21 protein-coding genes are annotated in these 20,957 nt (G+C 60.6%); 17 read left to right on the forward strand and 4 right to left on the reverse strand.

The window, feature by feature from the left end:
- Positions 1 to 8: 8 nt before the first annotated feature.
- Positions 9 to 1,037 (reverse strand): S-methyl-5-thioribose-1-phosphate isomerase, encoded by a 1,029-nt coding sequence (gene mtnA, locus ACJ8QI_RS00105; protein WP_084826791.1) that lies wholly within the window; start codon positions 1,035 to 1,037, stop codon positions 9 to 11.
- A 146-nt stretch (positions 1,038 to 1,183) separates the two neighbouring features.
- Between mtnA and mtnK the strand changes: the two genes are divergently transcribed.
- The 10 genes from mtnK to ACJ8QI_RS00155 all read left to right on the forward strand — a co-directional run bounded on the left by mtnK (position 1,184) and on the right by ACJ8QI_RS00155 (position 10,388).
- On the forward strand, positions 1,184 to 2,383 hold the full coding sequence (gene mtnK / locus ACJ8QI_RS00110; RefSeq protein WP_149571569.1) for an S-methyl-5-thioribose kinase: 1,200 nt from the start codon (positions 1,184 to 1,186) through the stop codon (positions 2,381 to 2,383).
- Between the two features lie 510 nt (positions 2,384 to 2,893).
- Positions 2,894 to 3,196: an urease subunit gamma gene (locus ACJ8QI_RS00115; RefSeq protein WP_025160087.1), complete on the forward strand. Its 303-nt coding sequence runs from the start codon at positions 2,894 to 2,896 to the stop codon at positions 3,194 to 3,196.
- Between the two features lie 55 nt (positions 3,197 to 3,251).
- Positions 3,252 to 3,698 carry an urease subunit beta gene (locus tag ACJ8QI_RS00120; protein ID WP_442531915.1) on the forward strand — a complete coding sequence of 149 codons (447 nt, stop codon included), beginning with the start codon at positions 3,252 to 3,254 and terminating at the stop codon, positions 3,696 to 3,698.
- 3 nt (positions 3,699 to 3,701) lie between these two features.
- Positions 3,702 to 5,417, forward strand: a complete 1,716-nt coding sequence (locus tag ACJ8QI_RS00125) for an urease subunit alpha (protein ID WP_060440636.1) — start codon at positions 3,702 to 3,704, stop codon at positions 5,415 to 5,417.
- Between the two features lie 12 nt (positions 5,418 to 5,429).
- Entirely contained in the window at positions 5,430 to 6,026 is a 597-nt protein-coding gene (ureE, locus tag ACJ8QI_RS00130) for an urease accessory protein UreE (protein ID WP_047572557.1), read from the forward strand.
- Positions 6,023 to 6,709: an urease accessory protein UreF gene (locus ACJ8QI_RS00135; protein WP_049202285.1), complete on the forward strand. Its 687-nt coding sequence runs from the start codon at positions 6,023 to 6,025 to the stop codon at positions 6,707 to 6,709. Before ureE ends, ACJ8QI_RS00135 begins: the two co-directional genes overlap by 4 nt.
- 18 nt (positions 6,710 to 6,727) lie before the next feature.
- Entirely contained in the window at positions 6,728 to 7,363 is a 636-nt protein-coding gene (gene ureG, locus ACJ8QI_RS00140) for an urease accessory protein UreG (RefSeq protein WP_019454316.1), read from the forward strand.
- Positions 7,360 to 8,307, forward strand: a complete 948-nt coding sequence (locus ACJ8QI_RS00145) for an urease accessory protein UreD (protein ID WP_049202286.1) — start codon at positions 7,360 to 7,362, stop codon at positions 8,305 to 8,307. The genes ureG and ACJ8QI_RS00145 overlap by 4 nt, the downstream gene beginning before the upstream one ends.
- A gap of 19 nt (positions 8,308 to 8,326) precedes the next feature.
- Positions 8,327 to 9,304 carry an urea transporter gene (gene yut / locus ACJ8QI_RS00150; RefSeq protein ID WP_442531916.1) on the forward strand — a complete coding sequence of 326 codons (978 nt, stop codon included), beginning with the start codon at positions 8,327 to 8,329 and terminating at the stop codon, positions 9,302 to 9,304.
- A 40-nt stretch (positions 9,305 to 9,344) separates the two neighbouring features.
- Positions 9,345 to 10,388: a HoxN/HupN/NixA family nickel/cobalt transporter gene (locus ACJ8QI_RS00155; RefSeq protein ID WP_442531917.1), complete on the forward strand. Its 1,044-nt coding sequence runs from the start codon at positions 9,345 to 9,347 to the stop codon at positions 10,386 to 10,388.
- A 73-nt stretch (positions 10,389 to 10,461) separates the two neighbouring features.
- Here ACJ8QI_RS00155 and ACJ8QI_RS00160 read toward each other — a convergent pair whose 3' ends face one another.
- Positions 10,462 to 10,614 carry a Hok/Gef family protein gene (locus ACJ8QI_RS00160; protein WP_442531918.1) on the reverse strand — a complete coding sequence of 51 codons (153 nt, stop codon included), beginning with the start codon at positions 10,612 to 10,614 and terminating at the stop codon, positions 10,462 to 10,464.
- 289 nt (positions 10,615 to 10,903) lie between these two features.
- Complete coding sequence (gene fadE, locus ACJ8QI_RS00165) at positions 10,904 to 13,360, reverse strand: acyl-CoA dehydrogenase FadE (protein ID WP_197766898.1); 2,457 nt, start codon at positions 13,358 to 13,360, stop codon at positions 10,904 to 10,906.
- Positions 13,361 to 13,606: 246 nt separating this feature from the next.
- Here fadE and lpcA point away from each other — a divergent pair, with 246 nt between their 5' ends.
- Together lpcA and ACJ8QI_RS00175 are read left to right on the forward strand one after the other, a co-directional pair.
- On the forward strand, positions 13,607 to 14,188 hold the full coding sequence (gene lpcA, locus ACJ8QI_RS00170; protein WP_004930220.1) for a D-sedoheptulose 7-phosphate isomerase: 582 nt from the start codon (positions 13,607 to 13,609) through the stop codon (positions 14,186 to 14,188).
- Positions 14,189 to 14,285: 97 nt separating this feature from the next.
- Positions 14,286 to 15,089, forward strand: a complete 804-nt coding sequence (locus ACJ8QI_RS00175) for a class II glutamine amidotransferase (RefSeq protein ID WP_004930222.1) — start codon at positions 14,286 to 14,288, stop codon at positions 15,087 to 15,089.
- Here ACJ8QI_RS00175 and dpaA read toward each other — a convergent pair.
- Positions 15,024 to 15,791, reverse strand: coding sequence for a peptidoglycan meso-diaminopimelic acid protein amidase (dpaA, locus tag ACJ8QI_RS00180; protein WP_060425295.1), 768 nt, complete (start codon positions 15,789 to 15,791; stop codon positions 15,024 to 15,026). The two genes, ACJ8QI_RS00175 and dpaA, sit on opposite strands and share 66 nt — an antisense overlap.
- 553 nt (positions 15,792 to 16,344) lie before the next feature.
- On the opposite strand from dpaA, the gene ACJ8QI_RS00185 reads away from it, so the two are divergent.
- Genes ACJ8QI_RS00185 through nqrE form a run of 5 tightly spaced genes read left to right on the forward strand, consistent with a single transcriptional unit; the run spans position 16,345 to position 20,948 of the window.
- Positions 16,345 to 17,694, forward strand: a complete 1,350-nt coding sequence (locus ACJ8QI_RS00185; RefSeq protein ID WP_213874073.1) for a Na(+)-translocating NADH-quinone reductase subunit A — start codon at positions 16,345 to 16,347, stop codon at positions 17,692 to 17,694.
- A gap of 3 nt (positions 17,695 to 17,697) precedes the next feature.
- Entirely contained in the window at positions 17,698 to 18,939 is a 1,242-nt protein-coding gene (locus ACJ8QI_RS00190) for an NADH:ubiquinone reductase (Na(+)-transporting) subunit B (RefSeq protein WP_033649926.1), read from the forward strand.
- Positions 18,929 to 19,723 (forward strand): Na(+)-translocating NADH-quinone reductase subunit C, encoded by a 795-nt coding sequence (locus ACJ8QI_RS00195; protein WP_015376731.1) that lies wholly within the window; start codon positions 18,929 to 18,931, stop codon positions 19,721 to 19,723. The genes ACJ8QI_RS00190 and ACJ8QI_RS00195 overlap by 11 nt, the downstream gene beginning before the upstream one ends.
- Positions 19,716 to 20,345, forward strand: coding sequence for an NADH:ubiquinone reductase (Na(+)-transporting) subunit D (locus tag ACJ8QI_RS00200; RefSeq protein ID WP_004930232.1), 630 nt, complete (start codon positions 19,716 to 19,718; stop codon positions 20,343 to 20,345). The genes ACJ8QI_RS00195 and ACJ8QI_RS00200 overlap by 8 nt, the downstream gene beginning before the upstream one ends.
- Positions 20,346 to 20,351: 6 nt before the next feature.
- Entirely contained in the window at positions 20,352 to 20,948 is a 597-nt protein-coding gene (gene nqrE, locus ACJ8QI_RS00205; protein ID WP_015376732.1) for an NADH:ubiquinone reductase (Na(+)-transporting) subunit E, read from the forward strand.
- Positions 20,949 to 20,957 lie beyond the last annotated feature (9 nt).

The raw sequence follows: 20,957 nt of genomic DNA on the forward strand, positions 1-20,957 counted from the left end.
CGCGGGCGTTACCCCAGCGCCCGCCGGAAAATCCCCGCTTCAACCTGCTGCGGCGTAATCACGCCGCTGTCGAATACCCAGCCGCTGATAAGCTTGGCCGGCGTAACGTCGAACGCCGGATTGTAGACCGGTGCCTCGTTCGGCGCCCACTGACAGGCGCCGAAGCTGCCTGAAACGCCGGTGACTTCGGCCGCCGCGCGCTGCTCGATCGGAATGGCGGCGCCGTCCGGGCAGTGCGGATCGTGGGTGGTATGCGGGGCGGCCACGTAGAATGGGATGCCGTGGTAGTGCGCCAGCACCGCCAGGCTGTAGGTGCCGATTTTGTTGGCGACGTCGCCGTTGGCGGCGATGCGATCCGCGCCGACCCACACCGCATCGACCTGGCCCTGTGCCATCAGGCTGGCGGCCATCGAATCGCAGATCAGGCGATAGGGAATGCCTAGCTCGCCCAGTTCCCAGGCGGTCAGGCGGCCGCCCTGCAGCAGCGGCCGGGTTTCATCGACCCACACCTGTTGCACCTTGCCTTGCCGGTGAGCGTGCAGCAGCACGCCGATGGCGGTGCCGACGCCGGCGGTGGCCAACCCGCCGGTATTGCAGTGGGTCAGCAGGCGGCTGCCGGGCTTGACCAGCCCAGCGCCGTGATCGGCAATGCGATCGCACAATCGGCGATCTTCTTCCACCAACCGCAGCGCTTCGTTCACCATCGCCGGCACCCAATCAGGCTCCGCCAGCGCCAGCTTCATGCGATCCAGATTATTCATCAGGTTGACCGCCGTCGGGCGGGCGGCGCGCAGCGTGTGCAGCGCCTGCTCCAGCTCGGCGCGCGGCAGACCGCGTTCCGCGAGCAGCGCCAACAGCAGGCTGGCAGACAGCCCGATCAGCGGCGCGCCGCGCACCCGCAGGCTGTGAATGTGCCCGACCAATTCCTCCACGCTGTCGCAGGCGCGCCACCGCTTTTCCTGCGGCAGGGCTTGCTGATCGAGGATCCAAAGGCGGTTGTCCTGCAGGGTCAAACTGGTGGTGTTAAGCGCTTGCATCGGCGGTTAATTCCTTGTTGCGTGGTTATTGCATCTGAAACGCTATTCTGCCAACATGACTTCCAGATGTATAGACGTCCAAATGCTTTTACGTCTAAATAAACAGAATCGCTGGGATCGGTGAGAGAGAACAGAGGGGTTGGGGAATGTCGCTTTATCGTACTTTTACGGCTACCGACGCCGTTGAATACGCCCGCCAATACGGTCGGGTGTCTGAACCGCAGGCACTGGTCAGCGCCGACGAGATCGGTGACGGCAACCTGAATCTGGTGTTCAAGATCCGCGATCGCGAAGGGGTGAGCCGGGTGATCGTCAAGCAGGCGCTGCCTTACGTACGTTGCGTGGGCGAATCCTGGCCGTTGACGCTGGATCGGGCGCGCATCGAAGCGGAAACGCTGCTGGTCCACGGCGGCTTCTGCCCGCGGCATACGGTAAAAGTCTTGCATCACGATCCCGAATTGGCGGTGATGGTGCAGGAAGACCTTTCCGACCATCGCATCTGGCGCAGCGAGCTGGTGCAGGGCAACTATCACCCGCTGGCGGCCGGGCAGCTGGCGGAATACCTGGCGCAGACGCTGTTCCACACCTCCGATTTTTATCAGTCGGCGCAGCAGAAGAAGGCGGAAGTCAGCCGTTTCACCAACCCCGAGCTGTGCCAGATCACCGAAGATCTGTTCTTTACCGATCCTTATATCGATCATGAGCGCAATCGCTTCGAGGCGGCGCTGTTGCCGCAGGTGCAGGCGCTGCGTGAGGATACGCCGCTGAAGCTGGCCGTCGCCGGCCTGAAACATCGCTTTCTCAGCAAGGCGGAGGCGCTGCTGCACGGCGATATTCACAGCGGTTCGATCTTCGTGGCGGAAGGACGGTTGAAAGCGATCGACGCCGAATTCGGTTTCTACGGCCCGATCGGTTTCGATATCGGCACCGCATTGGGCAATCTGCTGCTCAACTATTGCGGGCTGCCGGGGCTGTTCGGGCCGCGCGACGCCGCCGCCGGGCGCGAGCAGCGCTTGCAGGATGTGCGCGAGCTGTGGCTGATCTTTGCCGATCGCTTCCTGGCGCTGTGCCATCAGCAAAGCCGGGATGCGGCGCTGGCAACGCCGGGTTACGCCGAGCAGTTCCTGCAACAGGTCTGGGCCGATGCGGTCGGGTACTGCGGTACCGAACTGATTCGGCGCACCATCGGCCTGGCGCACGTCGCCGATCTGGACAGCATCGCCGACGCCGACATGCGCCTCGACTGCCAGCGTCATGCGCTGGGACTGGGGCGCACGCTGATCGTCAATGCGCAGCAGATCGAGCATATTGACGCGCTGTTGGCGCGCATTCGTCAGCAAGGCTGAATAACTCGGCAATGAGGCAAACCCGGCTGCGGCCGGGTTTTTTATTTTTAAGAACTTATTGGTATCAGCAATAGAATAGATAAATTGTTTTTAACTAAAAATGTATTTTTGTTCGTGCCCTGTTTGTAAATTTAATTATATTTTCTGACCGTTGGTTACATGTCTTTAATATTGGTGGTTTGGTGCCTGAGGAGGGTATTTTTCTGGGTTTTATTGAGGTGGTGAAAACAAAGCAGGGTGGGCTGTGCTTTTTTTGATCGTTTTATTGTGGAAACAGAAAGAGAAAAAAAGAAATTTTATCGATAAAAACTATCATGTCACCGTTACTTTTTTATGGCGTGGGATAACTCATGCTCTAACGTGAATAAAGTTGTGGGTTGATCATCTCAATATTACCTCCTAGATTGTTCGAGGGTCAGATAAACGCAAATAAATAACGCAAGGTTATTAACTATTAATCACCTTTGGCCTCGTTTTGTCTGATTATTCCTATCGAGATCGGAGTGCCCCATGCAATTAACGCCAAGAGAAATTGAAAAGTTGATGGTCTATACCCTGGCCGACGTCGCATTAAAGCGAAAGTCCAGAGGGATAAAGCTGAATTACCCCGAGGCGGTGGCGATTATTACCACCGCAGCGCTGGAAGGCGCCCGCGAGGGAAAAACGCTGGAAGAAGTCATGAACGACACGCGGCAGGTATTGAGCCGCGATGACGTGATGGACGGCGTGGCGGATCTGATCCCGCACGTGCAGGTCGAAGCGATATTCAGCGACGGCAGCCGCCTGGTGACGGTGCACGATCCGATTCAGTAAGTGCGGTTTGCGTTCCTGATTGCCACGGATAAACCTTATCAGCACAGGTATTTCGATGAAAAAGCATGACCCAGAAAAGCACGTGCCGCCCGGCGGCTATATCCTGTCCGAAACCCCCATTACCTTCAATGAAGATCGCGAAAGCCTTATTTTAACGGTGCGTAACACCGGCGACAGGCCTATTCAGGTCGGTTCGCATTTTCATTTCTTTGAGGCCAACAAAGCCTTGCAATTCGATCGCGCTGCCGCCTTTGGCAAGCGTTTGAATATCACTGCCACGACGGCGATCCGTTTTGAACCCGGTGACGAGATTGAGGTGGCGCTTATTGCCATCGGCGGCAAAAAAACGGTCTACGGTTTTAATAATCTGGTGGACGGTTGGGCGGGGGACAGCCCGGTTGCGGCCGGTGAAAGAGTAAAGAAAACGATAGATGTAAAGCGAGCTATTGAGCTGGGTTATAAAAACCTCGATCAGGCGCCGACGAAAACGAGCGAGGAATAACGCATGCCAACTCTCTCCAGGCAAGAATATGCCGGGCTGTTCGGCCCAACCACCGGCGATAAAATTCGTTTGGGCGATACGCAACTGTTTATTGAAATAGAGAAAGACCTGCGCGGCTACGGCGAGGAATCGGTCTACGGCGGCGGCAAGTCGCTGCGTGACGGCATGGGCGCCGACAACCGATTAACCAGCGATAACGTGCTGGATCTGGTGATTACCAACGTAACGATTTTGGACGCCCGGCAAGGGGTGATCAAGGCGGACGTCGGCATCAAAAACGGCCTGATCGCCGGCATCGGCAAAAGCGGCAACCCGGCGATGATGAACGGTGTCACGCCCGGGATGGTGGTGGGCGTCAGCACCGACGCCATCTCGGGCGAGCACCTGATCCTGACCGCCGCCGGCATCGATACGCATATCCACTTCATTTCGCCGCAGCAGGCGGCGCATGCGCTTTCCAACGGCGTGACGACGTTCTTCGGCGGCGGCGTCGGGCCGACCGACGGCTCCAACGGCACCACCGTGACCGCCGGGCCCTGGCATATCCACCGCATGCTGCGCGCCTTCGAGACTATGCCGGTCAACGTGGGGATGCTCGGCAAGGGGCACGCTTCGCACGCTGCGCCGCTGGTCGAACAAATCGCCGCCGGCGTGGCGGGGCTGAAAGTGCATGAGGACTGGGGCGCCACCAACTCCGCGCTGCGCCACGCGTTGCGCGTGGCCGACGACATGGATATTCAGGTGGCGGTGCACACCGACAGCCTGAATGAAGGCGGCTACGTCGAGGACACCATCGACGCCTTTGAAGGGCGCACCATACACACCTTCCACACCGAAGGCGCCGGCGGCGGGCACTCGCCGGATATCATCAAGGTTGCCGCGCAGATGAACGTGTTGCCGAGCTCCACCAACCCCACGCTGCCGTTCGGCATCAACAGCCAGGCCGAATTGTTCGACATGATCATGGTGTGCCACAACCTCAATCCCAATGTGCCGGCCGACGTGGCGTTCTCCGAAAGCCGGGTGCGGCCGGAAACCATCGCGGCGGAAAACGTGCTGCACGACATGGGCGTGCTGTCGATGTTTTCCAGCGATTCCCAGGCGATGGGGCGGGTCGGCGAAAACTGGCTGCGGGTGATGCAGACGGCACATGCGATGAAAGTCGCGCGCGGCAAGCTGCCGGAAGACGCGGCGGAGCACGACAACTTCCGCGTGTTGCGCTACGTGGCGAAGATCACCATCAACCCGGCGATTGCGCAGGGCATCAGCCACGTGCTGGGTTCGGTCGAGGTCGGCAAGATGGCCGATCTGGTGCTGTGGGAGCCGCGCTTCTTCGGCGCCAAGCCGAAGCTGGTGATCAAGGGCGGGATGATCAACTGGGCGGTGATGGGCGATCCCAACGCGTCGTTGCCGACGCCGCAGCCCACGTTCTACCGCCCGATGTTCGGTGCCATGGGCAAATCGCTGCAGGAAACCTGCGTCACCTTCGTCTCCGGCGCCGCGTTGCACGACGGCATCAAAGAGAAACTGGGGCTGGAGCGGCAGGTGATGGCGGTGCATAACTGCCGGGCGATCTCCAAGCAGGACATGGTGCGCAATGCGGAAACGCCGAACATCGAGGTGGATCCCGAAACCTTCGCGGTCAAGGTCAACGGCGAACACGCCACGGTGAAGCCCATCTCCACCGCCGTGCTTAATCAACGCTACTTCTTCAGCTAGGAACCGCCGCTCATGATCGTGATTGAAAAGATACTCGGCAATATCAAACGGGATGCCGACTGGCGCGAACGCTTGCAACACGCCTCGCTGGACGTGCTGGCGCTTTCGCAGTGGGAGGCGCAGAAAAGCCGCTGCCGCAAGACGACCCGCGACGGCCAGGATCTCGGCATCTCCCTCGATCGTCATCAGGTGCTGGCCGACGGCGACGTGTTGCTTTGGGACGAAGCGAACCGCAGCGCGGTGGTGGTGCAGATGAACCTGCGCGACGTGATGGTCATCCATCTTGAGTCGTTGCTGGCGACCGATATGGCGACGGTGCTGAAGACTGCGTTCGAACTGGGGCATGCGCTGGGCAATCAGCACTGGAAATCGGTCATCAAAGGGAATCGCATCTTTATTCCGCTGACGGTGGCGACCAAGGTGATGGATTCGGTGATGAAAACCCACGGTTTCCACGCGTTGCCTTATTCGTTCGTGAAGGGCGAAAGCATTTTGCCGCATTTGACCCAGCCCGAAGCGCGCTTGCTGTTCGGCGGCGCGGAGGATTCCGCCACCCATGTGCATGTCGACAGCCCCTTCCTCGGCCAGCATGTGATCAAACTGAAATGAATGCCGTCCAGTTGATTCGCATTCTGCAGTTTGCCGACTCGGTGCTGCCGGTGGGGGCGTTCGCCTTTTCCAACGGCGTCGAGTCGGCGATCCAGGCCGGCATCGTGCGCGATGCCGACACGCTGCAGTCGTTCACCCGCACCGCCTTGCAACAGGCGGCGGGCGGCGACGGCCGAGCAGTGACGGCGGCCTGCCGAGCGCTGCAGGCCGGCGATCGCGAGGCGGCGATGGGCCACGACTGGGCACTGTTCAACCGCAAGCTGAACGAAGAGGGCCGCAACATGGTGGTGCGGATGGGAAAAAAGCTGGCGGAAATGGCGGCGGCCATCTGCGACGAACCTCAGGTGGTCTGGTGGCTTGAGCAGATCAAAACCGGCCGCGCCGCCGGCACCTATCCGGTGACGCAGGCGGTGGTGATGACGGCGCTGGGCGCCGGCCCGCGCGAGGTGGCGGTGATGCATCAGTACGGCGTGGCGATGACCATTCTCAGCGCCGCCATGCGCCTGATGCGCGTCACCCATATCGACACCCAACGCATCCTGTTTCAACTCAACCGGGACATCGACGTTTTTTGTGACGAAGCCGAACGCGGCGGCGTTGAACAAATGGCCTCTTACGCGCCGGTGACCGATGTCCTGGCCGCACTGCACGTCGGCGCATTTACCCGACTGTTCAGCAACTGATAATAAGGAACGAGCAGAGTGAAAAAAATTACCCGCATCGGTATCGGCGGCCCGGTAGGCTCGGGCAAGACCGCGATCATTGAAGTCATCACGCCGCGCTTGATCGAGCGGGGCATCAGCCCGCTGATCATCACCAACGACATCGTCACCACCGAAGACGCCAAACAGGTCAAGCGCACGCTCAAGGGGATCCTGGACGAGGAGAAAATTCTGGGCGTGGAAACCGGCGCTTGCCCGCATACCGCCGTGCGGGAGGATCCGAGCATGAATATCGCGGCGGTAGAGGAGATGGAGGCCCGCTTTCCGGAAAGCGACGTGGTGATGATCGAGAGCGGCGGCGATAATCTGACGCTGACCTTCAGCCCGGCGCTGGCGGACTTTTACATCTATGTCATCGACGTCGCCGAAGGGGAAAAGATCCCGCGTAAAAACGGGCCGGGCCTGGTGCAGGCCGACATCCTGGTGATCAACAAAATCGATCTGGCCCCCTATGTCGGCGCCAGCCTGGCGGTGATGGAACACGACACCCGCGTGGTGCGCGGCGAGCGGCCTTATATTCTCACCAACTGCAAAACCGGCGAAGGCATCGACGAGCTGGTGGACATGATCATGCGTGATTTCCTGTTCACCCATGCGCCGTCGGCGGCGGTATGACGGCGGTCAGCGAAGCCGCGAGGCGCGTCGCGCAGCTTGGCGCCGATGCGCCGGAGCTGGCCGATTATCAGGATGAGCCGCCGCAAATGGCCAGCGGCGGCGTGGGCAAAACCGGCTATCTGCGGCTGGGGTTTGCGCTAAGCGGGCATCGCAGCGTGCTGCGGCAGATGGAGCGGCGCGTACCGTTTCTGGTGCAGCGGGCGCTGTATTGGGATGAAGCGCTGCCGCAGATGCCGTGCGTGTTCGTCATCTCCACCTCGGGATGCATCTTGCAGGGCGATCGCCTGACGCTCGAGGTGCAGGTCGCCCCCCAGGCCTGCGGGCATGTCACCACCCAGTCGGCGACCAAGATCCACGCCATGGAAAATAATTACGCGGCGCAGATGCAGACGCTGACGCTCGAAGAGGGCAGCTATCTGGAGATGATGCCCGATCCGGTGATCCCCCACTGCGGTTCGCGCTTCATTACCGATACCCGCATTACGCTACACCCGACGGCGACGCTGCTCTACGGCGAGATCCTGATGTCGGGGCGCAAACACCATCAGGCGGATCGCGGGTTCAGATTCGACGTGTACTCCTCGCGCATCAGCGCCTGCCGCCCCGAGGGCAAGACGCTGTTTGTCGAACGCTATGTGCTGGAGCCGCATAAACACCCGCTGAACGGGGTCGGCGTGATGGGGCCGTTCGACGTGTTCGGCAATGTGATCCTGCTGACGCCGCCCGAGCACCATCAGCGGATCCTCGATCGCATCGCGCCCCATTATGACGAGGTTGAGGGGATCGCCAGCGGCGTCAGCCGGTTGCCCAACGAGTGTGGGCTGATCTTTAAGGCCCTGGGCAAAGAGGCGCGCCAGGTGAAGGCGGCCATTCGCGTTTTCTGGCGCGTCGCCCGGGAAGAGATCCTGGGCGTGACGCTGCCGGAGCCCTTTATCTGGCGCTAATCTGCAGCGGGAAGCGGTCATGACGACAAGGTGGAGTTGGGGCGGTCTGTGTGCCCACAGCCGGATAGCGGCGGCGACGGATGCGGTGCTGCGCGGCTGTTCGCAGGTGATTTTTCAAAATAACCCGTTGACCGGATTACTGTTTTTTATCGCCATTTTTGTGGGCGCCTATGAGGAAGGGTTGCCGCAGGTGGCCTTCGGCTGTCTGCTGGGCACCGCGTCGGCGACGCTGAGCGCGGCGTGGCTGGTGGACGATCGCACGGCGTTGCGCTCTGGGCTGTATGGCTACAACGGCTGCCTGGTCGGTGCCGCGCTGCCGACCTTTTTACTGCCCTCGGCCTGGCTGTGGATCGGCGTGATGTTCAGCAGCACGATCTCGGTGATCGTCACCGTTGGCCTCAATCGGCTGTTGCGCACCTGGAAGATCGCGGCGCTGACGGCGCCTTTCGTGCTGACCACCTGGACGGTGCTGTTGGCCAGCTACCCGTTCAGCCATCTGCGGCATGTACGGTTGCCGGCGGCGGCCATCCCGGCCGACGGGGCGGTGTTCTACGCGCATCCCGGCGTCGCAGAGATGCTGAGCGGCGCGCTGCACGGCGTTTCTCAGGTCTTTTTGTGCAGCAGCGTGAGCGGTGGCGTACTGCTGTTGCTCGGGCTGGCGGTGTCGTCGCCGCGCGCGATGCTGCTGGGTTTTTTCGGCGCGTTGCTGGCGGTGGTCACATCGCTGGCGATCGGGGCCGATCCGCAGGCGGTTTTCGCCGGGCTGTACGCCTTCAGCGCGGTGCTGACGGCGGTGGCGCTGGGATCCGTCTTCAACCCGCCCGGCCGGCGAGTGCTGATCTATACGCTGCTCGGCGTGATTTTTACGGTGCTGGTGCAGGGCGCGTTCAATACCTTGCTGGCCCCGCTGGGCATGCCGTCGTTGACCATGCCGTTCGTGATCGCGTCCTGGCTGTTTTTGAGCGCTAATCCGGCGGTGATCGCGGCGCGGCGCTAATCCATTGATTTGAACATAACGATAAAACAGGAGTGTGGGTATGGCGGTAGTTTCCGAAGGATTGCATGGCGCGGCCCGGCGACGGGCGGTATCCCTGTTGCTGGGGCTGGTGGCGGTCAACGTCATCGTCTGGCTGCTGGCGCTGGCGGTGTTCAAAGACAATGCCGCGCTGATGGGCACCGCCTTGCTGGCCTACAGTTTTGGTCTGCGCCATGCGGTGGATGCCGATCACATCGCCGCGATCGACAACGTGACCCGCAAGCTGATGCAGCAGGGCAAAACGCCGGTGGCGGTCGGTACCTTCTTCTCGCTCGGCCACTCGACCATCGTGGTGCTGGCCTCGGCCGCGATTGCCGCGACGGCGATGATGTTCAGCCGCCAGATGAGCTGGTTTCACGAGACCGGCGGCTTGATCGGCACGCTGGTGTCCGCGCTGTTTCTGCTGACGGTGGCCTTTATCAATCTGCTGGTGCTGATCTCCGTGTGGCGCGCTTTCCGGCAGGTGAAAGCGGGGGCGCTGCCTGCGCATCAATCGCTGGATGCGTTGATGAGCGGTGGCGGTGCGCTGGCACGCTGTTTCCGCCCGCTGTTCAGGCTGGTGAATAAGAGTTGGCACATGTACCTGGTGGGCTTCCTGTTTGGCCTGGGCTTCGACACTGCCACCGAGGTTGGGTTGCTGGGCATTTCGGCCGCCGGCGCCGGCCACGGCATGAATTTGTGGAGCATCATGCTGTTCCCGGCGCTGTTCGCCGCCGGCATGGCGCTGATCGACTCCATCGACAACTTCGTGATGATCGGCGCTTACGGCTGGGCGTTTTCCAAACCGATCCGCAAGCTGTACTACAACATGACGATCACGGCGGCATCGGTGATCATCGCGGTGTTTATCGGCGGCATCGAAGCGCTCGGGCTCATCGCCGACAAGTTGGCGCTGTCCGGCCCGCTGTGGGACGCCGTCGCGCGGCTCAACGATCATCTGGGGGAGATGGGGTATTGGGTGATCGCCGTGTTTATCTTCTGCTGGCTGGTGTCGGTGGTGAATTACCGCCTGCGCGGCTACGACAAACTGACGGTCAGCGGTTGAAAAGGCGGGTGCTCGTGGATCCTGCCTGACACCATCGGCCAACGGGCGGGGCGAACCCCGCCGTTGGGTTGCCTTACCGTTCAGATTCGTAAGCCAAAGTGGCCGCAACCTCCGAGCCTCCCAGCCTGATGCGCAGTTCGCACAGCGAACCGCGGGTTAGCCAGATGAACGCGATCCGCGTCATACAGACGATCACCCGTTTAAGTACGACCCGTTTTTGCTGCATTTTTGACCTCCCTATCCTTGCCTTGCGGCGGGTAAGAGGCTAACCTGATGTTGCTAGGCATCAGAGTGGCCTCGGGTTGATAATATCGACTCGGGGCCTTTCTCTTTCTCTCCTTTGCCAAGGCGCCGGACAGAAAGATCCAGAGCACCCGCCGCGCAGTCTACTCGAACTTCCTTCCCGTGAAATCCGCCGTTGCGCCAACCTGCGGCGCGGTGCGCAGTTCGTGATGCAAGAAAAGAAAAAGGGGCGATGATGATCGCCCCTTGGATGCGTGAAGTTTGAATTGGCGTTAAGCCGCTTCGGTCTGCTGTTGGCGCTTAGACTGCGCCGCCGGCTTTTCCGGCTTGGCGGCCGCCAGCGCATCCGGCGCAAAGTCGTCCACGTTGATGGAGCGCAGACGGCTCTCTTCGGCTTTCACCAGAATTTTCGCTTCGTCGGCGCTGATCTTGCCTTCTTCCAGCGCGCGTTCCGCCAAACGATCCAGACGGGTGAACGGCAGGTTTTTGCCGACCGCCTTGCACAGACGTTCGTGAATCGGCTCGGCGGCCATCACGTCGGCCAGCGCCGCTTCCAGCAGGCCGATTGGGTTATGTTCGCTCGGCGTCAGGTACTGGCCGCGCCCCAGACGGCTGCGGGTGGCGGAAGGTACCTGCAGGATCTTGGCCAACTGGTGATCCAGACGATCGGACGGTGCGGTATGCACACGGCCGAGCGGGAAGACCACGAAGCGCATCGCGCCGGCGATAAAGCGGTTCGGGAAGTTACGCAGCAGGTCATCCAGCGCCTGTTCGGCTTTATGCAGGCTGTCTTGCACGCCCCAATGCACCAGCGGCAGATCTTCTTTCTGACGGCCTTCGTCGTCAAAGCGTTTCAGCACGGCGGAAGCCAAATACATCTGGCTGAGGATGTCCCCCAGGCGAGCGGAGATGCGCTCGCGGCGCTTCAGGCTACCGCCCAGCACGCCCATGGAAACGTCCGACAGCAACGCCAGGTTGGCGCTCAGGCGGTTCAATTGCTGATAGTAACGACGGGTCGCGTCCTTGGTCGGCGTGGCGCTGGTGCGGCCGTTGGTCAGGCCCAGCCAGAAGCTGCGTACCTTGTTGCTGCCGACGTGGCCCAGATGGCCGAACAGCGATTTATCGAAGGCGTTCAGATCGTTGCTTTGCGCCGCCGCCATTTCATCCAGCACATAAGGATGGCAGCGGATCGCGCCTTGACCGAAGATCATCATGGTGCGGGTCAGGATGTTCGCGCCTTCCACCGTGATGGCGATCGGTGCGCCCTGATAGGCACGAGCCAGGAAGTTGGATTCGCCGAGCATGATGCCTTTACCGCCGGCGATGTCCATGGCGTCAACGATCGACTGCTGGCCGCGGTGCGTACAGTGATATTTGACGATGGCCGACAGCACGGCCGGCTTCTCGCCCTGCACCAGCGCATAGGTGATCAGCGAAGCGGCGGCGTCCATCACATAGGTGTTGCCGGCGATGCGCGCCAACGGCTCCTCGATCCCTTCCATCTTGCCGATGGAGATCTTGAACTGACGGCGAATGTGCGCGTAGGCACCGGTCGCCAGGGCGATGGATTTCAGGCTGCCGGTAGAGTTGGACGGCAGGGTGATGCCGCGACCGACCGACAGACACTCAACCAGCATGCGCCAGCCCTGGCCGGCCATTTTCGGGCCGCCGATGATGTAATCGATCGGGACGAACACGTCGGTGCCGCGGGTCGGGCCGTTTTGGAACGGCACGTTCAGCGGGAAGTGGCGGTTGCCGATTTCCACGCCCGGCGTGCTGGTCGGGATCAGCGCACAGGTGATGCCCGGGGATTCGTTGTCGCTCAGCAGGCGGTTCGGGTCATGCAATTTGAACGCCAGGCCCAGTACGGTGGCGACCGGCGCCAGCGTGATGTAGCGCTTGTTCCAGGTCAGGCGCATGCCCAGCACCTGCTTGCCTTGCCAGTCGCCCATGCACACGGTGCCGACGTCCGGAATGGCACCGGCATCGGAGCCCGCTTCCGGGCTGGTCAGCGCGAAGCAAGGGATCTCGTCGCCGCGCGCCAGGCCCGGCAGATAGTGGTTTTTCTGTTCTTCGGTGCCGTAGTGCTGCAGCAGTTCGCCCGGGCCGAGGGAGTTCGGCACGCCGACGGTGATCGCCAGGATACCGGAAACGCCGGCCAGTTTTTGCAGCACCATCGCCTGAGCATAAGGAGAGAATTCCAGACCGCCGTACTCTTTCTTGATGATCATCGCGAAGAAACGGTGTTCTTTCAGGTACGCCCAGAGTTCAGGCGGCAGATCGGCCAGTTCGTGGGTGATCTGGAAGTCGTTGGCCATGCGGCAGGCTTCTTCCACCGGGCCGTCGATAAACGCCTGCTCTTCTTCCGTCAGGCGCGGTTTCGGGTAGCTGTGCAGCTTGTTCCAGTCCGGCGCGCCGCGGAACAGATCGCCTTCCCACCAAGTGGTGCCGGCGTCGATCGCTTCCTTCTCGGTGGTGGACATCGGCGGCATCACCTTGCGGAAGGCGCGCAGCGCCGGCGCGGAGAGCAGGGAACGGCGCACAGAGGAAAGGTTCAGCGGCAGCAGCACGATAGCCAGCGGCAGCAACAGCCAGAAGCTCCACAGGCCGATAGCGCCCATGGCGGCGGTGTACGCCACCAGGATCAGGCTGCTGAGGGTAAGGTTCACTCGGTGGTAGAACACCACGCCGAGGAGAGCCAGGAAAACGACGATACTAAGAACCATCATAAGAAGCTCCGAAGTAGTAAGAGGTCTGACCTGTTGTGTGTATGTAATAGGTTTTAGTACAAGGCAGAATTTTTATCAATGCGTTTACAGTTTAATTACAACTCAGGTCACAAACTGACAGCACCAATCATCAAAAACCTCTCCGCTTCCTTAACCGGCGCGCTGTTTGGCTGAGAATGCTTCTCGCTGTTTCCGCGATCCGGTACACTGCGGAGCGGAAGATTTGACGATAACAAGAGGTTCCTCATGTACCACGACCTTATTCGCAGTGAACTGAACGAAGCGGCTGATACCCTGGCGAAATTTATCAATGACGACGCCAACATCGACGCCATCCAACGTGCGGCGGTGCTGCTGGCGGATTCCTTCAAAGCCGGCGGTAAAGTGATTTCCTGCGGCAACGGCGGTTCCCATTGCGACGCGATGCACTTCGCCGAAGAGCTGACCGGCCGCTACCGTGAAAACCGCCCGGGCTACCCGGCGATTGCCATCTCGGACGTGAGCCACCTGTCCTGCGTCAGCAACGACTTCGGCTATGAGTACGTCTTCTCTCGCTATGTGGAAGCGGTAGGCCGCGAAGGCGACGTGCTGCTGGGCATTTCCACCTCCGGCAACTCCGGCAACATCATCAAGGCCATCGACGCGGCGCGCGCCAAGGGGATGAAAGTAATCACCCTGACCGGCAAGGACGGCGGCAAGATGGCGGGTTCCGCCGATGTGGAAATTCGCGTGCCGCACTTCGGCTACGCCGACCGCATTCAGGAAATCCACATCAAAGCGATTCACATCTTGATTCAGCTGATCGAAAAAGAGATGGTTAAGGCTTGATAGCCTGCGGGGAGCTGCGGCTCCCCATGAATAAGACTGCGGGCGCCGCATGGTGCGCCCGCACAGCCTGTGTCAGTGTGGTTAAGGAGTGCTGGCGATGTGTGAACTGCTCGGGATGAGCGCAAACGTACCGACCGATATCTGCTTCAGCTTTACCGGCCTGGTACAGCGCGGCGGCCGCACCGGGCCGCATAAGGATGGCTGGGGCATTACCTTCTATGAAGGGAACGGCTGCCGCACATTCAAGGATCCGCAGCCGAGCTTCAACTCGCCGATCGCCCGCCTGGTGCAGGACTACCCGATCAAGTCCTGTGCGGTGGTGTCCCATATTCGCCAGGCCAACCGCGGCGAAGTGGCGCTGGAAAACACCCACCCGTTCACCCGCGAACTGTGGGGCCGCAACTGGACCTACGCGCACAACGGCCAATTGAAAGGCTACCGTCAGCTGGATACCGGCACGTTTCGCCCGGTCGGCCAGACCGACAGCGAATACGCGTTCTGCTGGCTACTGCATCAGCTGGCGCTGAAATACCCGCGCACCCCGAGCCAGTGGCCGGCGGTTTTCCGCTACATCGGCCTGTTGGCGAGCCAGCTGCGCAAGAAAGGGGTATTCAACATGCTGTTGTCGGACGGGCGCTTCGTGATGGCCTATTGCTCCACCAACCTGTATTGGATCACGCGCCGCGCGCCGTTTGGCAAGGCGACGCTGCTCGATCAGGATGTGGAAATCGATTTTCAGCAGCAGACCACACCGAACGATGTGGTCACGGTGATCGCCACCCAACCGCTGACCGCCAACGAAACCTGGCACAAGATTGAGCCAGGCGAGTTCGCGTTATTTCACTTCGGTGAGCGGCTTGTTCTGAGCGAAGGGGTTGGTGTTGGGCGTCGGGCTGGCTGACGCGTACTGCGTCATCTGGCCGCTGCTCATCAACGGTTGACCCAGCACATACTGGCCGTTGTCCACGGTCATCATCGGCGGCTGGTGGTTCTTCGCGAAGTAATCGTAGCCCGGCTTCAGCTGGCGCCAGAAGGCGATATAGCTGGATGACGCATGGCGCTTGAGGTTTTGCTCGGTCATGCGGAACGGGTAGATGCTGATGTCGACGCGGCTTTGGCCATAGGCGAAGGCGGCTTCGACATAGCGATAGATCTCATCCATATAGGTGTTGGTCATCGCGTAACAGCCGATCGATTTACATTCACCGTGGATCATCAGATAAGCGCCGGAATAGCCCTGCGATTTATCGTAATCATTAGGGAAACCGATATTGATCGCCCGATAATACTTGCTGTCGGGTTTCAGATGGCGCGCGTCAACGCTATAAAAGCCTTCCGGACTTTTAAAGTCGCCTTCACGACGTTTAGGACCCAGTCCACCGGAGAAATTACAGATCGGGAACGTATTGACCAGGCGGAATTCATTGCCCATTTTGGCATACAATTCCAGCTTGCGTTCCTCTTTGAAGATCTGAATATAGACCGGCGAACCCAATAATTGCTGTTTAACTACCGGCGTTTCCGGTACCTGCTCGCTGGCGCTGCAGGCCGTGATCATCGGCATAGAAACAAGCATCGCAAACAACAGCGCGATTTTGCTCATTATTATTCCTGCTTATATTTATCTGCCGGCGCAATGACGTTGGTCGGCATGCCACTGATTATTGTTTTTACTGCTGCAAAACACCGCCAGATTACCAGCGCGTTTATTTTTAGCAATACGTGATATGTATAAAAAAACGACAAAGCTCGATAAAAGTGAAATGACCGGCAGATTTTAACGATAAGTAGTGAAAAACACGCGAAATTTAATTGCGTTTGCTTGACCCAAGTCACGACGGAACGCAGAACAATGTTGCGAACAATGTTAATATTCCCTCTTCAATTTAACGCGCTGTGGCGATTGAAGCGGCAGGGGTTATGGCATATAACCCGGCCGTTTTGATGGTTATTTGGCTACAGGCCGTTAACACATCGACTGTCGAGCAAACAACGGAAAGGGGGAATCAAGGGAATGCGCGTTACCCCGATTTTTCACTGCGAGAAAGTTCATGTTGGGCGTGGTGCCATGCGCACTGCCCGGCAATCCTGGCATCGTCAGCACCCGCCTCTGGGGCCGGGCAGACGTGCAAACCAAACTACATCGTATAAATCCTATGATTAAGATCAGAAAAGGGTTAGATCTGCCGATTGCCGGGGCTCCGGTTCAGGCGATCCAAGACGGCCCGAACATTCAGCATGTCGCCCTGCTTGGGGAAGAGTATGTCGGAATGCGTCCCTCCATGCTGGTGCAGGAAGGCGATACCGTTAAGAAAGGCCAGGCGTTGTTCGAAGATAAGAAAAACCCCGGGGTTTTCTTCACGGCTCCCGCCAGCGGCCGCATCGCCGCGATTAACCGCGGCGAACGGCGCGTATTGCAATCGGTGGTGATTGCGCTGGAAAACGGCGGTGACGATCAGCTCGAGTTTGCGCATTACTCGCTGGGGGAGTTGGCCCAGCTGCCGCGCGAACAGGTCGAGAGTGAACTGATCGCCAGCGGCCTGTGGACCGCGCTGCGCACTCGTCCGTTCAGCAAAACGCCGAGCCCCGGCAGCGAAGCGCGCGCCATTTTCGTCACCGCGATGGATACCCAGCCGTTGGCCGCCGATCCGCAGGTGATCATCGCCGAACAGCAGGCGGCGTTCAACGCCGGGCTGCTGGTGTTGGCGCGCCTGACGACGGGCAAGGTACACGTATGCCACGCCGCCGGTGCCTCCGTTGGCCAGCAGAGCAGCCCGCAGATCGCCTACAGCGAATTTGCCGGCCCGCACCCCGCCGGGCTGGTGGGTACGCACATTCACTTCCTGGAACCGGTCAGCCTGAAGAAAACCGTTTGGCACATCGGCTACCAGGACGTCATCGCCATCGGCACGCTGTTCACCACCGGTAAGCTCGATACCCGCCGGGTCGTGGCGCTGGCCGGGCCGCAGGTGGCGCAGCCGGCGCTGCTGCGCACCCGCCTGGGGGCCAGCCTCGAGGAGCTGACCGCCGGCCGCCTGAAAGACGGCGAGAACCGGGTGATCTCCGGTTCGGTGCTGAACGGCATGCACGCCGCCGGCCCGAACGCCTGGCTTGGCCGTTTCCACTCGCAGGTGTCGGTGCTGGAAGAAGGGCGCGACAAAGAGCTGTTCGGTTGGATCGTGCCTTCGCCGAACAAGTTCTCCATTACCCGCACCACGCTGGGCCACTTCCTGAAGAACAAACTGTTCGCCTTCTCGACCACCACCCACGGCGGCGAGCGCGCCATGGTGCCGATCGGCAACTACGAGCGGGTGATGCCGCTGGACATTTTGCCGACGCTGCTGCTGCGCGATCTGCTGGCGGGCGACAGCGACAGCGCGCAGGCGCTGGGCTGTCTGGAGCTAGACGAGGAAGATCTGGCGCTGTGCACCTTCGTTTGCCCCGGCAAGTATGAGTACGCGCCGGTGCTGCGCGAGGTGCTGACCAAGATTGAGCAGGAAGGATAACCGATGGGCCTGAAGAATTATTTTGAGAAGATAGAGCATCACTTCACGCCGGGCGGCAAACTGGAAAAGTGGTACCCGCTGTATGAAGCGACCACCACGGTGTTTTATACCCCCGGCACGGTGACGCGCGGCGCTTCGCACGTGCGCGACGCCATCGATTTGAAACGCATGATGATCCTGGTGTGGCTGGCGGTATTCCCGGCGATGTTCTGGGGCATGTACAACGTCGGCCAGCAGGCAATCCCGGCGCTGCACCATCTGTACAGCGGCGACGAGCTGCAACAGGTGCTGGCGGGCGACTGGCATTATCGCCTGGCGCAGTGGCTCGGCGCCTCGCTGGCGGCCGACGCCGGCTGGGTCAGCAAGATGGTGCTGGGCGCCTGTTACTTCCTGCCGATCTACGCCGTGGTGTTTGTCGTCGGCGGCTTCTGGGAAGTGCTGTTCGCCATTATCCGCAAGCATGAGGTCAACGAAGGCTTCTTCGTCACCTCTATCCTGTTCGCGCTGATCGTGCCGCCGACCCTGCCGCTGTGGCAGGCCGCGCTGGGCATCACCTTCGGCGTGGTGGTGGCCAAAGAGATCTTCGGCGGCACCGGGCGCAACTTCCTCAACCCGGCGTTGGCCGGCCGCGCCTTCCTGTTCTTCGCCTATCCGGCACAGATCTCCGGCGATCTGGTGTGGACCTCTGCGGACGGTTTCTCCGGCGCGACGCCGCTGGCGCAGTGGAGCGCAGGCGGGGCGCACAGCCTGAGCAACGTGGCCACCGGCCAGTCCATCAGCTGGATGGACGCCTTCCTCGGCAACATTCCCGGCTCCATCGGTGAAGTCTCCACGCTGATGATCCTGATCGGCGGGGCGATTATCCTGTTCGGCCGCGTGGCCTCCTGGCGCATTGTCGCCGGCGTGATGCTCGGCATGGTGGCTTCCGCCCTGTTGTTCAACGCCATCGGTTCCGATACCAACCCGATGTTCGCCATGCCGTGGTACTGGCACCTGGTGCTGGGCGGTTTCGCCTTCGGCATGATCTTTATGGCGACCGACCCGGTTTCCGCCTCCTTCACCAACAAGGGGAAATGGTGGTACGGCATTCTGATCGGCGTGATGTGCGTGCTGATCCGGGTGGTCAACCCCGCCTATCCGGAAGGCATGATGCTGGCGATCCTGTTCGCCAACCTGTTCGCACCGCTGTTCGATTATCTGGTGGTGCAGGCCAACATCAAGCGGAGAAAAGCCCGTGGCGAATGAAGCGAAAAACGACGGCATCGGTAAAACGCTGCTGGTAGTGCTGCTGCTGTGTCTGGTGTGTTCAGTGGTGGTGGCGGGCTCCGCCGTCGGCCTGAAGTCCAAACAGCAGGAGCAAAAGCTGCTCGATAAGCAGCGCAATATTCTCGACGTAGCCGGCCTGTTGCAGCCGAAAATGGAGAGCGAGCAGGTCAAGCGCCTGTACAGCGAGCGCATCGAGCCGCGCCTGGTGGATCTGAACAGCGGCGAGTTTGTCGCCGGCAAGGCGGCGGCGTTCGATCTGGGCGCCGCGCTGCGCGACGATGCCAAAAGCGTGGCGCTGGCGGCGGGCGACGATCCGGCCGGCATCAAGCGCCGCAGCAATCAGGCGGAAATCTACCTGGTGCGCGATGAAAGCGGCCAGGTGAACAAGATTGTGCTGCCGGTATACGGCACTGGCCTGTGGTCGATGATGTACGCCTTCGTGGCGCTGGATAACGACGGCAACACGGTCAAGGGCATCACCTACTACGACCAGGGGGAAACCCCGGGGCTGGGTGGCGAGGTCGAGAACCCGTCCTGGCGCCAGCAGTGGGTCGGCAAACAGCTGTTCGACGACAACGGCCAGCCGGCGATCCGCGTGGTGAAAGGCGGCGCGCGTCAGGGGGATGTGCACGGGGTGGACGGCCTGTCCGGCGCCACGCTGACCTCCAACGGCGTGCAGCATACGTTTGATTTCTGGTTGGGCGAGCACGGCTTCGGCCCGTTCCTGAAAAAAGTTCGTGAAGGAGCGCTGAAAAATGGCTGATTCCAAAGAGATAAAGCGGGTCCTGCTGGGGCCGCTGTTCGACAATAACCCGATCGCCCTGCAGGTGCTGGGCGTCTGTTCTGCGTTGGCGGTGACCACCAAGCTTGAGACGGCGGTGGTGATGACCATTGCGGTGACGCTGGTCACGGCGTTCTCCAGCTTCTTCATCTCGCTGATCCGTCACCATATTCCCAACAGCGTGCGCATCATCGTGCAGATGGCGATCATCGCCTCGCTGGTGATCGTGGTCGATCAGCTGTTGCGCGCCTATGCGTTCGAGATCTCCAAGCAGCTGTCGGTGTTCGTCGGCCTTATCATCACCAACTGTATCGTGATGGGGCGCGCCGAGGCTTACGCCATGAAGTCGCCGCCGATCGAGAGCTTTATGGACGGCATCGGCAACGGGCTGGGCTACGGGGTGATCCTGGTGCTGGTCGGTTTCCTGCGCGAGCTGATTGGCTCCGGCAAGCTGTTCGGCGTCCCGGTGCTGGAAACGGTGCAGAACGGCGGCTGGTATCAGCCGAACGGCCTGTTCCTGCTGGCGCCGAGCGCGTTCTTCATCATCGGCCTGCTGATCTGGGTGCTGCGCACCCTGAAGCCGGCGCAGATCGAAAAGGAGTAAAGGCCGATGGAACACTATATCAGCCTGTTTGTGCGCGCGGTGTTCGTCGAGAACATGGCGCTGGCGTTCTTCCTCGGGATGTGTACCTTCCTGGCGGTGTCGAAGAAGGTCTCGACCGCTTTTGGCCTGGGCATCGCGGTGACCATCGTGCTCGGCATTTCGGTGCCGGTGAACAACCTGGTCTACAACCTGATCCTGCGCGACGGCGCGCTGGTGGAAGGCGTCGATCTGAGCTTCCTCAACTTCATCACTTTCATCGGCGTGATCGCGGCGCTGGTGCAGATTTTGGAGATGATCCTCGATCGCTTCTTCCCGTCGCTGTATAACGCGCTCGGCATCTTCCTGCCGCTCATCACCGTGAACTGCGCCATCTTCGGCGGCGTGTCCTTCATGGTGCAGCGCGACTACAACTTCGCCGAATCGGTGGTGTACGGCATCGGCTCCGGCACCGGCTGGATGCTGGCGATCGTCGCCATGGCGGGGATCCGCGAAAAACTCAAGTATGCCAACGTGCCGGCGGGACTGCGCGGCCTGGGCATTACCTTTATCACCACCGGACTGATGGCGCTGGGCTTCATGTCCTTCTCCGGTGTTCAGTTGTAAAGGCGGGAA

Origin of the sequence: Serratia sp. CY84636, assembly GCF_052166245.1 — a bacterium.
Taxonomy (GTDB): domain Bacteria; phylum Pseudomonadota; class Gammaproteobacteria; order Enterobacterales; family Enterobacteriaceae; genus Serratia; species Serratia nevei.

Excerpts from the sequence above, each read along its gene's own strand:
- mtnA (WP_084826791.1), bottom strand. The coding sequence starts at position 1,037 with ATGCAAGCGCTTAACACCACCAGTTTGACCCTGCAGGACAACCGCCTT.
- mtnK (WP_149571569.1), top strand. The coding sequence starts at position 1,184 with ATGTCGCTTTATCGTACTTTTACGGCTACCGACGCCGTTGAATACGCC.
- ACJ8QI_RS00115 (WP_025160087.1), top strand. The coding sequence starts at position 2,894 with ATGCAATTAACGCCAAGAGAAATTGAAAAGTTGATGGTCTATACCCTG.
- ACJ8QI_RS00120 (WP_442531915.1), top strand. The coding sequence starts at position 3,252 with ATGAAAAAGCATGACCCAGAAAAGCACGTGCCGCCCGGCGGCTATATC.
- ACJ8QI_RS00125 (WP_060440636.1), top strand. The coding sequence starts at position 3,702 with ATGCCAACTCTCTCCAGGCAAGAATATGCCGGGCTGTTCGGCCCAACC.
- ureE (WP_047572557.1), top strand. The coding sequence starts at position 5,430 with ATGATCGTGATTGAAAAGATACTCGGCAATATCAAACGGGATGCCGAC.
- ACJ8QI_RS00135 (WP_049202285.1), top strand. The coding sequence starts at position 6,023 with ATGAATGCCGTCCAGTTGATTCGCATTCTGCAGTTTGCCGACTCGGTG.
- ACJ8QI_RS00145 (WP_049202286.1), top strand. The coding sequence starts at position 7,360 with ATGACGGCGGTCAGCGAAGCCGCGAGGCGCGTCGCGCAGCTTGGCGCC.
- yut (WP_442531916.1), top strand. The coding sequence starts at position 8,327 with ATGACGACAAGGTGGAGTTGGGGCGGTCTGTGTGCCCACAGCCGGATA.
- ACJ8QI_RS00155 (WP_442531917.1), top strand. The coding sequence starts at position 9,345 with ATGGCGGTAGTTTCCGAAGGATTGCATGGCGCGGCCCGGCGACGGGCG.
- ACJ8QI_RS00160 (WP_442531918.1), bottom strand. The coding sequence starts at position 10,614 with ATGCAGCAAAAACGGGTCGTACTTAAACGGGTGATCGTCTGTATGACG.
- fadE (WP_197766898.1), bottom strand. The coding sequence starts at position 13,360 with ATGATGGTTCTTAGTATCGTCGTTTTCCTGGCTCTCCTCGGCGTGGTG.
- lpcA (WP_004930220.1), top strand. The coding sequence starts at position 13,607 with ATGTACCACGACCTTATTCGCAGTGAACTGAACGAAGCGGCTGATACC.
- ACJ8QI_RS00175 (WP_004930222.1), top strand. The coding sequence starts at position 14,286 with ATGTGTGAACTGCTCGGGATGAGCGCAAACGTACCGACCGATATCTGC.
- dpaA (WP_060425295.1), bottom strand. The coding sequence starts at position 15,791 with ATGAGCAAAATCGCGCTGTTGTTTGCGATGCTTGTTTCTATGCCGATG.
- ACJ8QI_RS00185 (WP_213874073.1), top strand. The coding sequence starts at position 16,345 with ATGATTAAGATCAGAAAAGGGTTAGATCTGCCGATTGCCGGGGCTCCG.
- ACJ8QI_RS00190 (WP_033649926.1), top strand. The coding sequence starts at position 17,698 with ATGGGCCTGAAGAATTATTTTGAGAAGATAGAGCATCACTTCACGCCG.
- ACJ8QI_RS00200 (WP_004930232.1), top strand. The coding sequence starts at position 19,716 with ATGGCTGATTCCAAAGAGATAAAGCGGGTCCTGCTGGGGCCGCTGTTC.
- nqrE (WP_015376732.1), top strand. The coding sequence starts at position 20,352 with ATGGAACACTATATCAGCCTGTTTGTGCGCGCGGTGTTCGTCGAGAAC.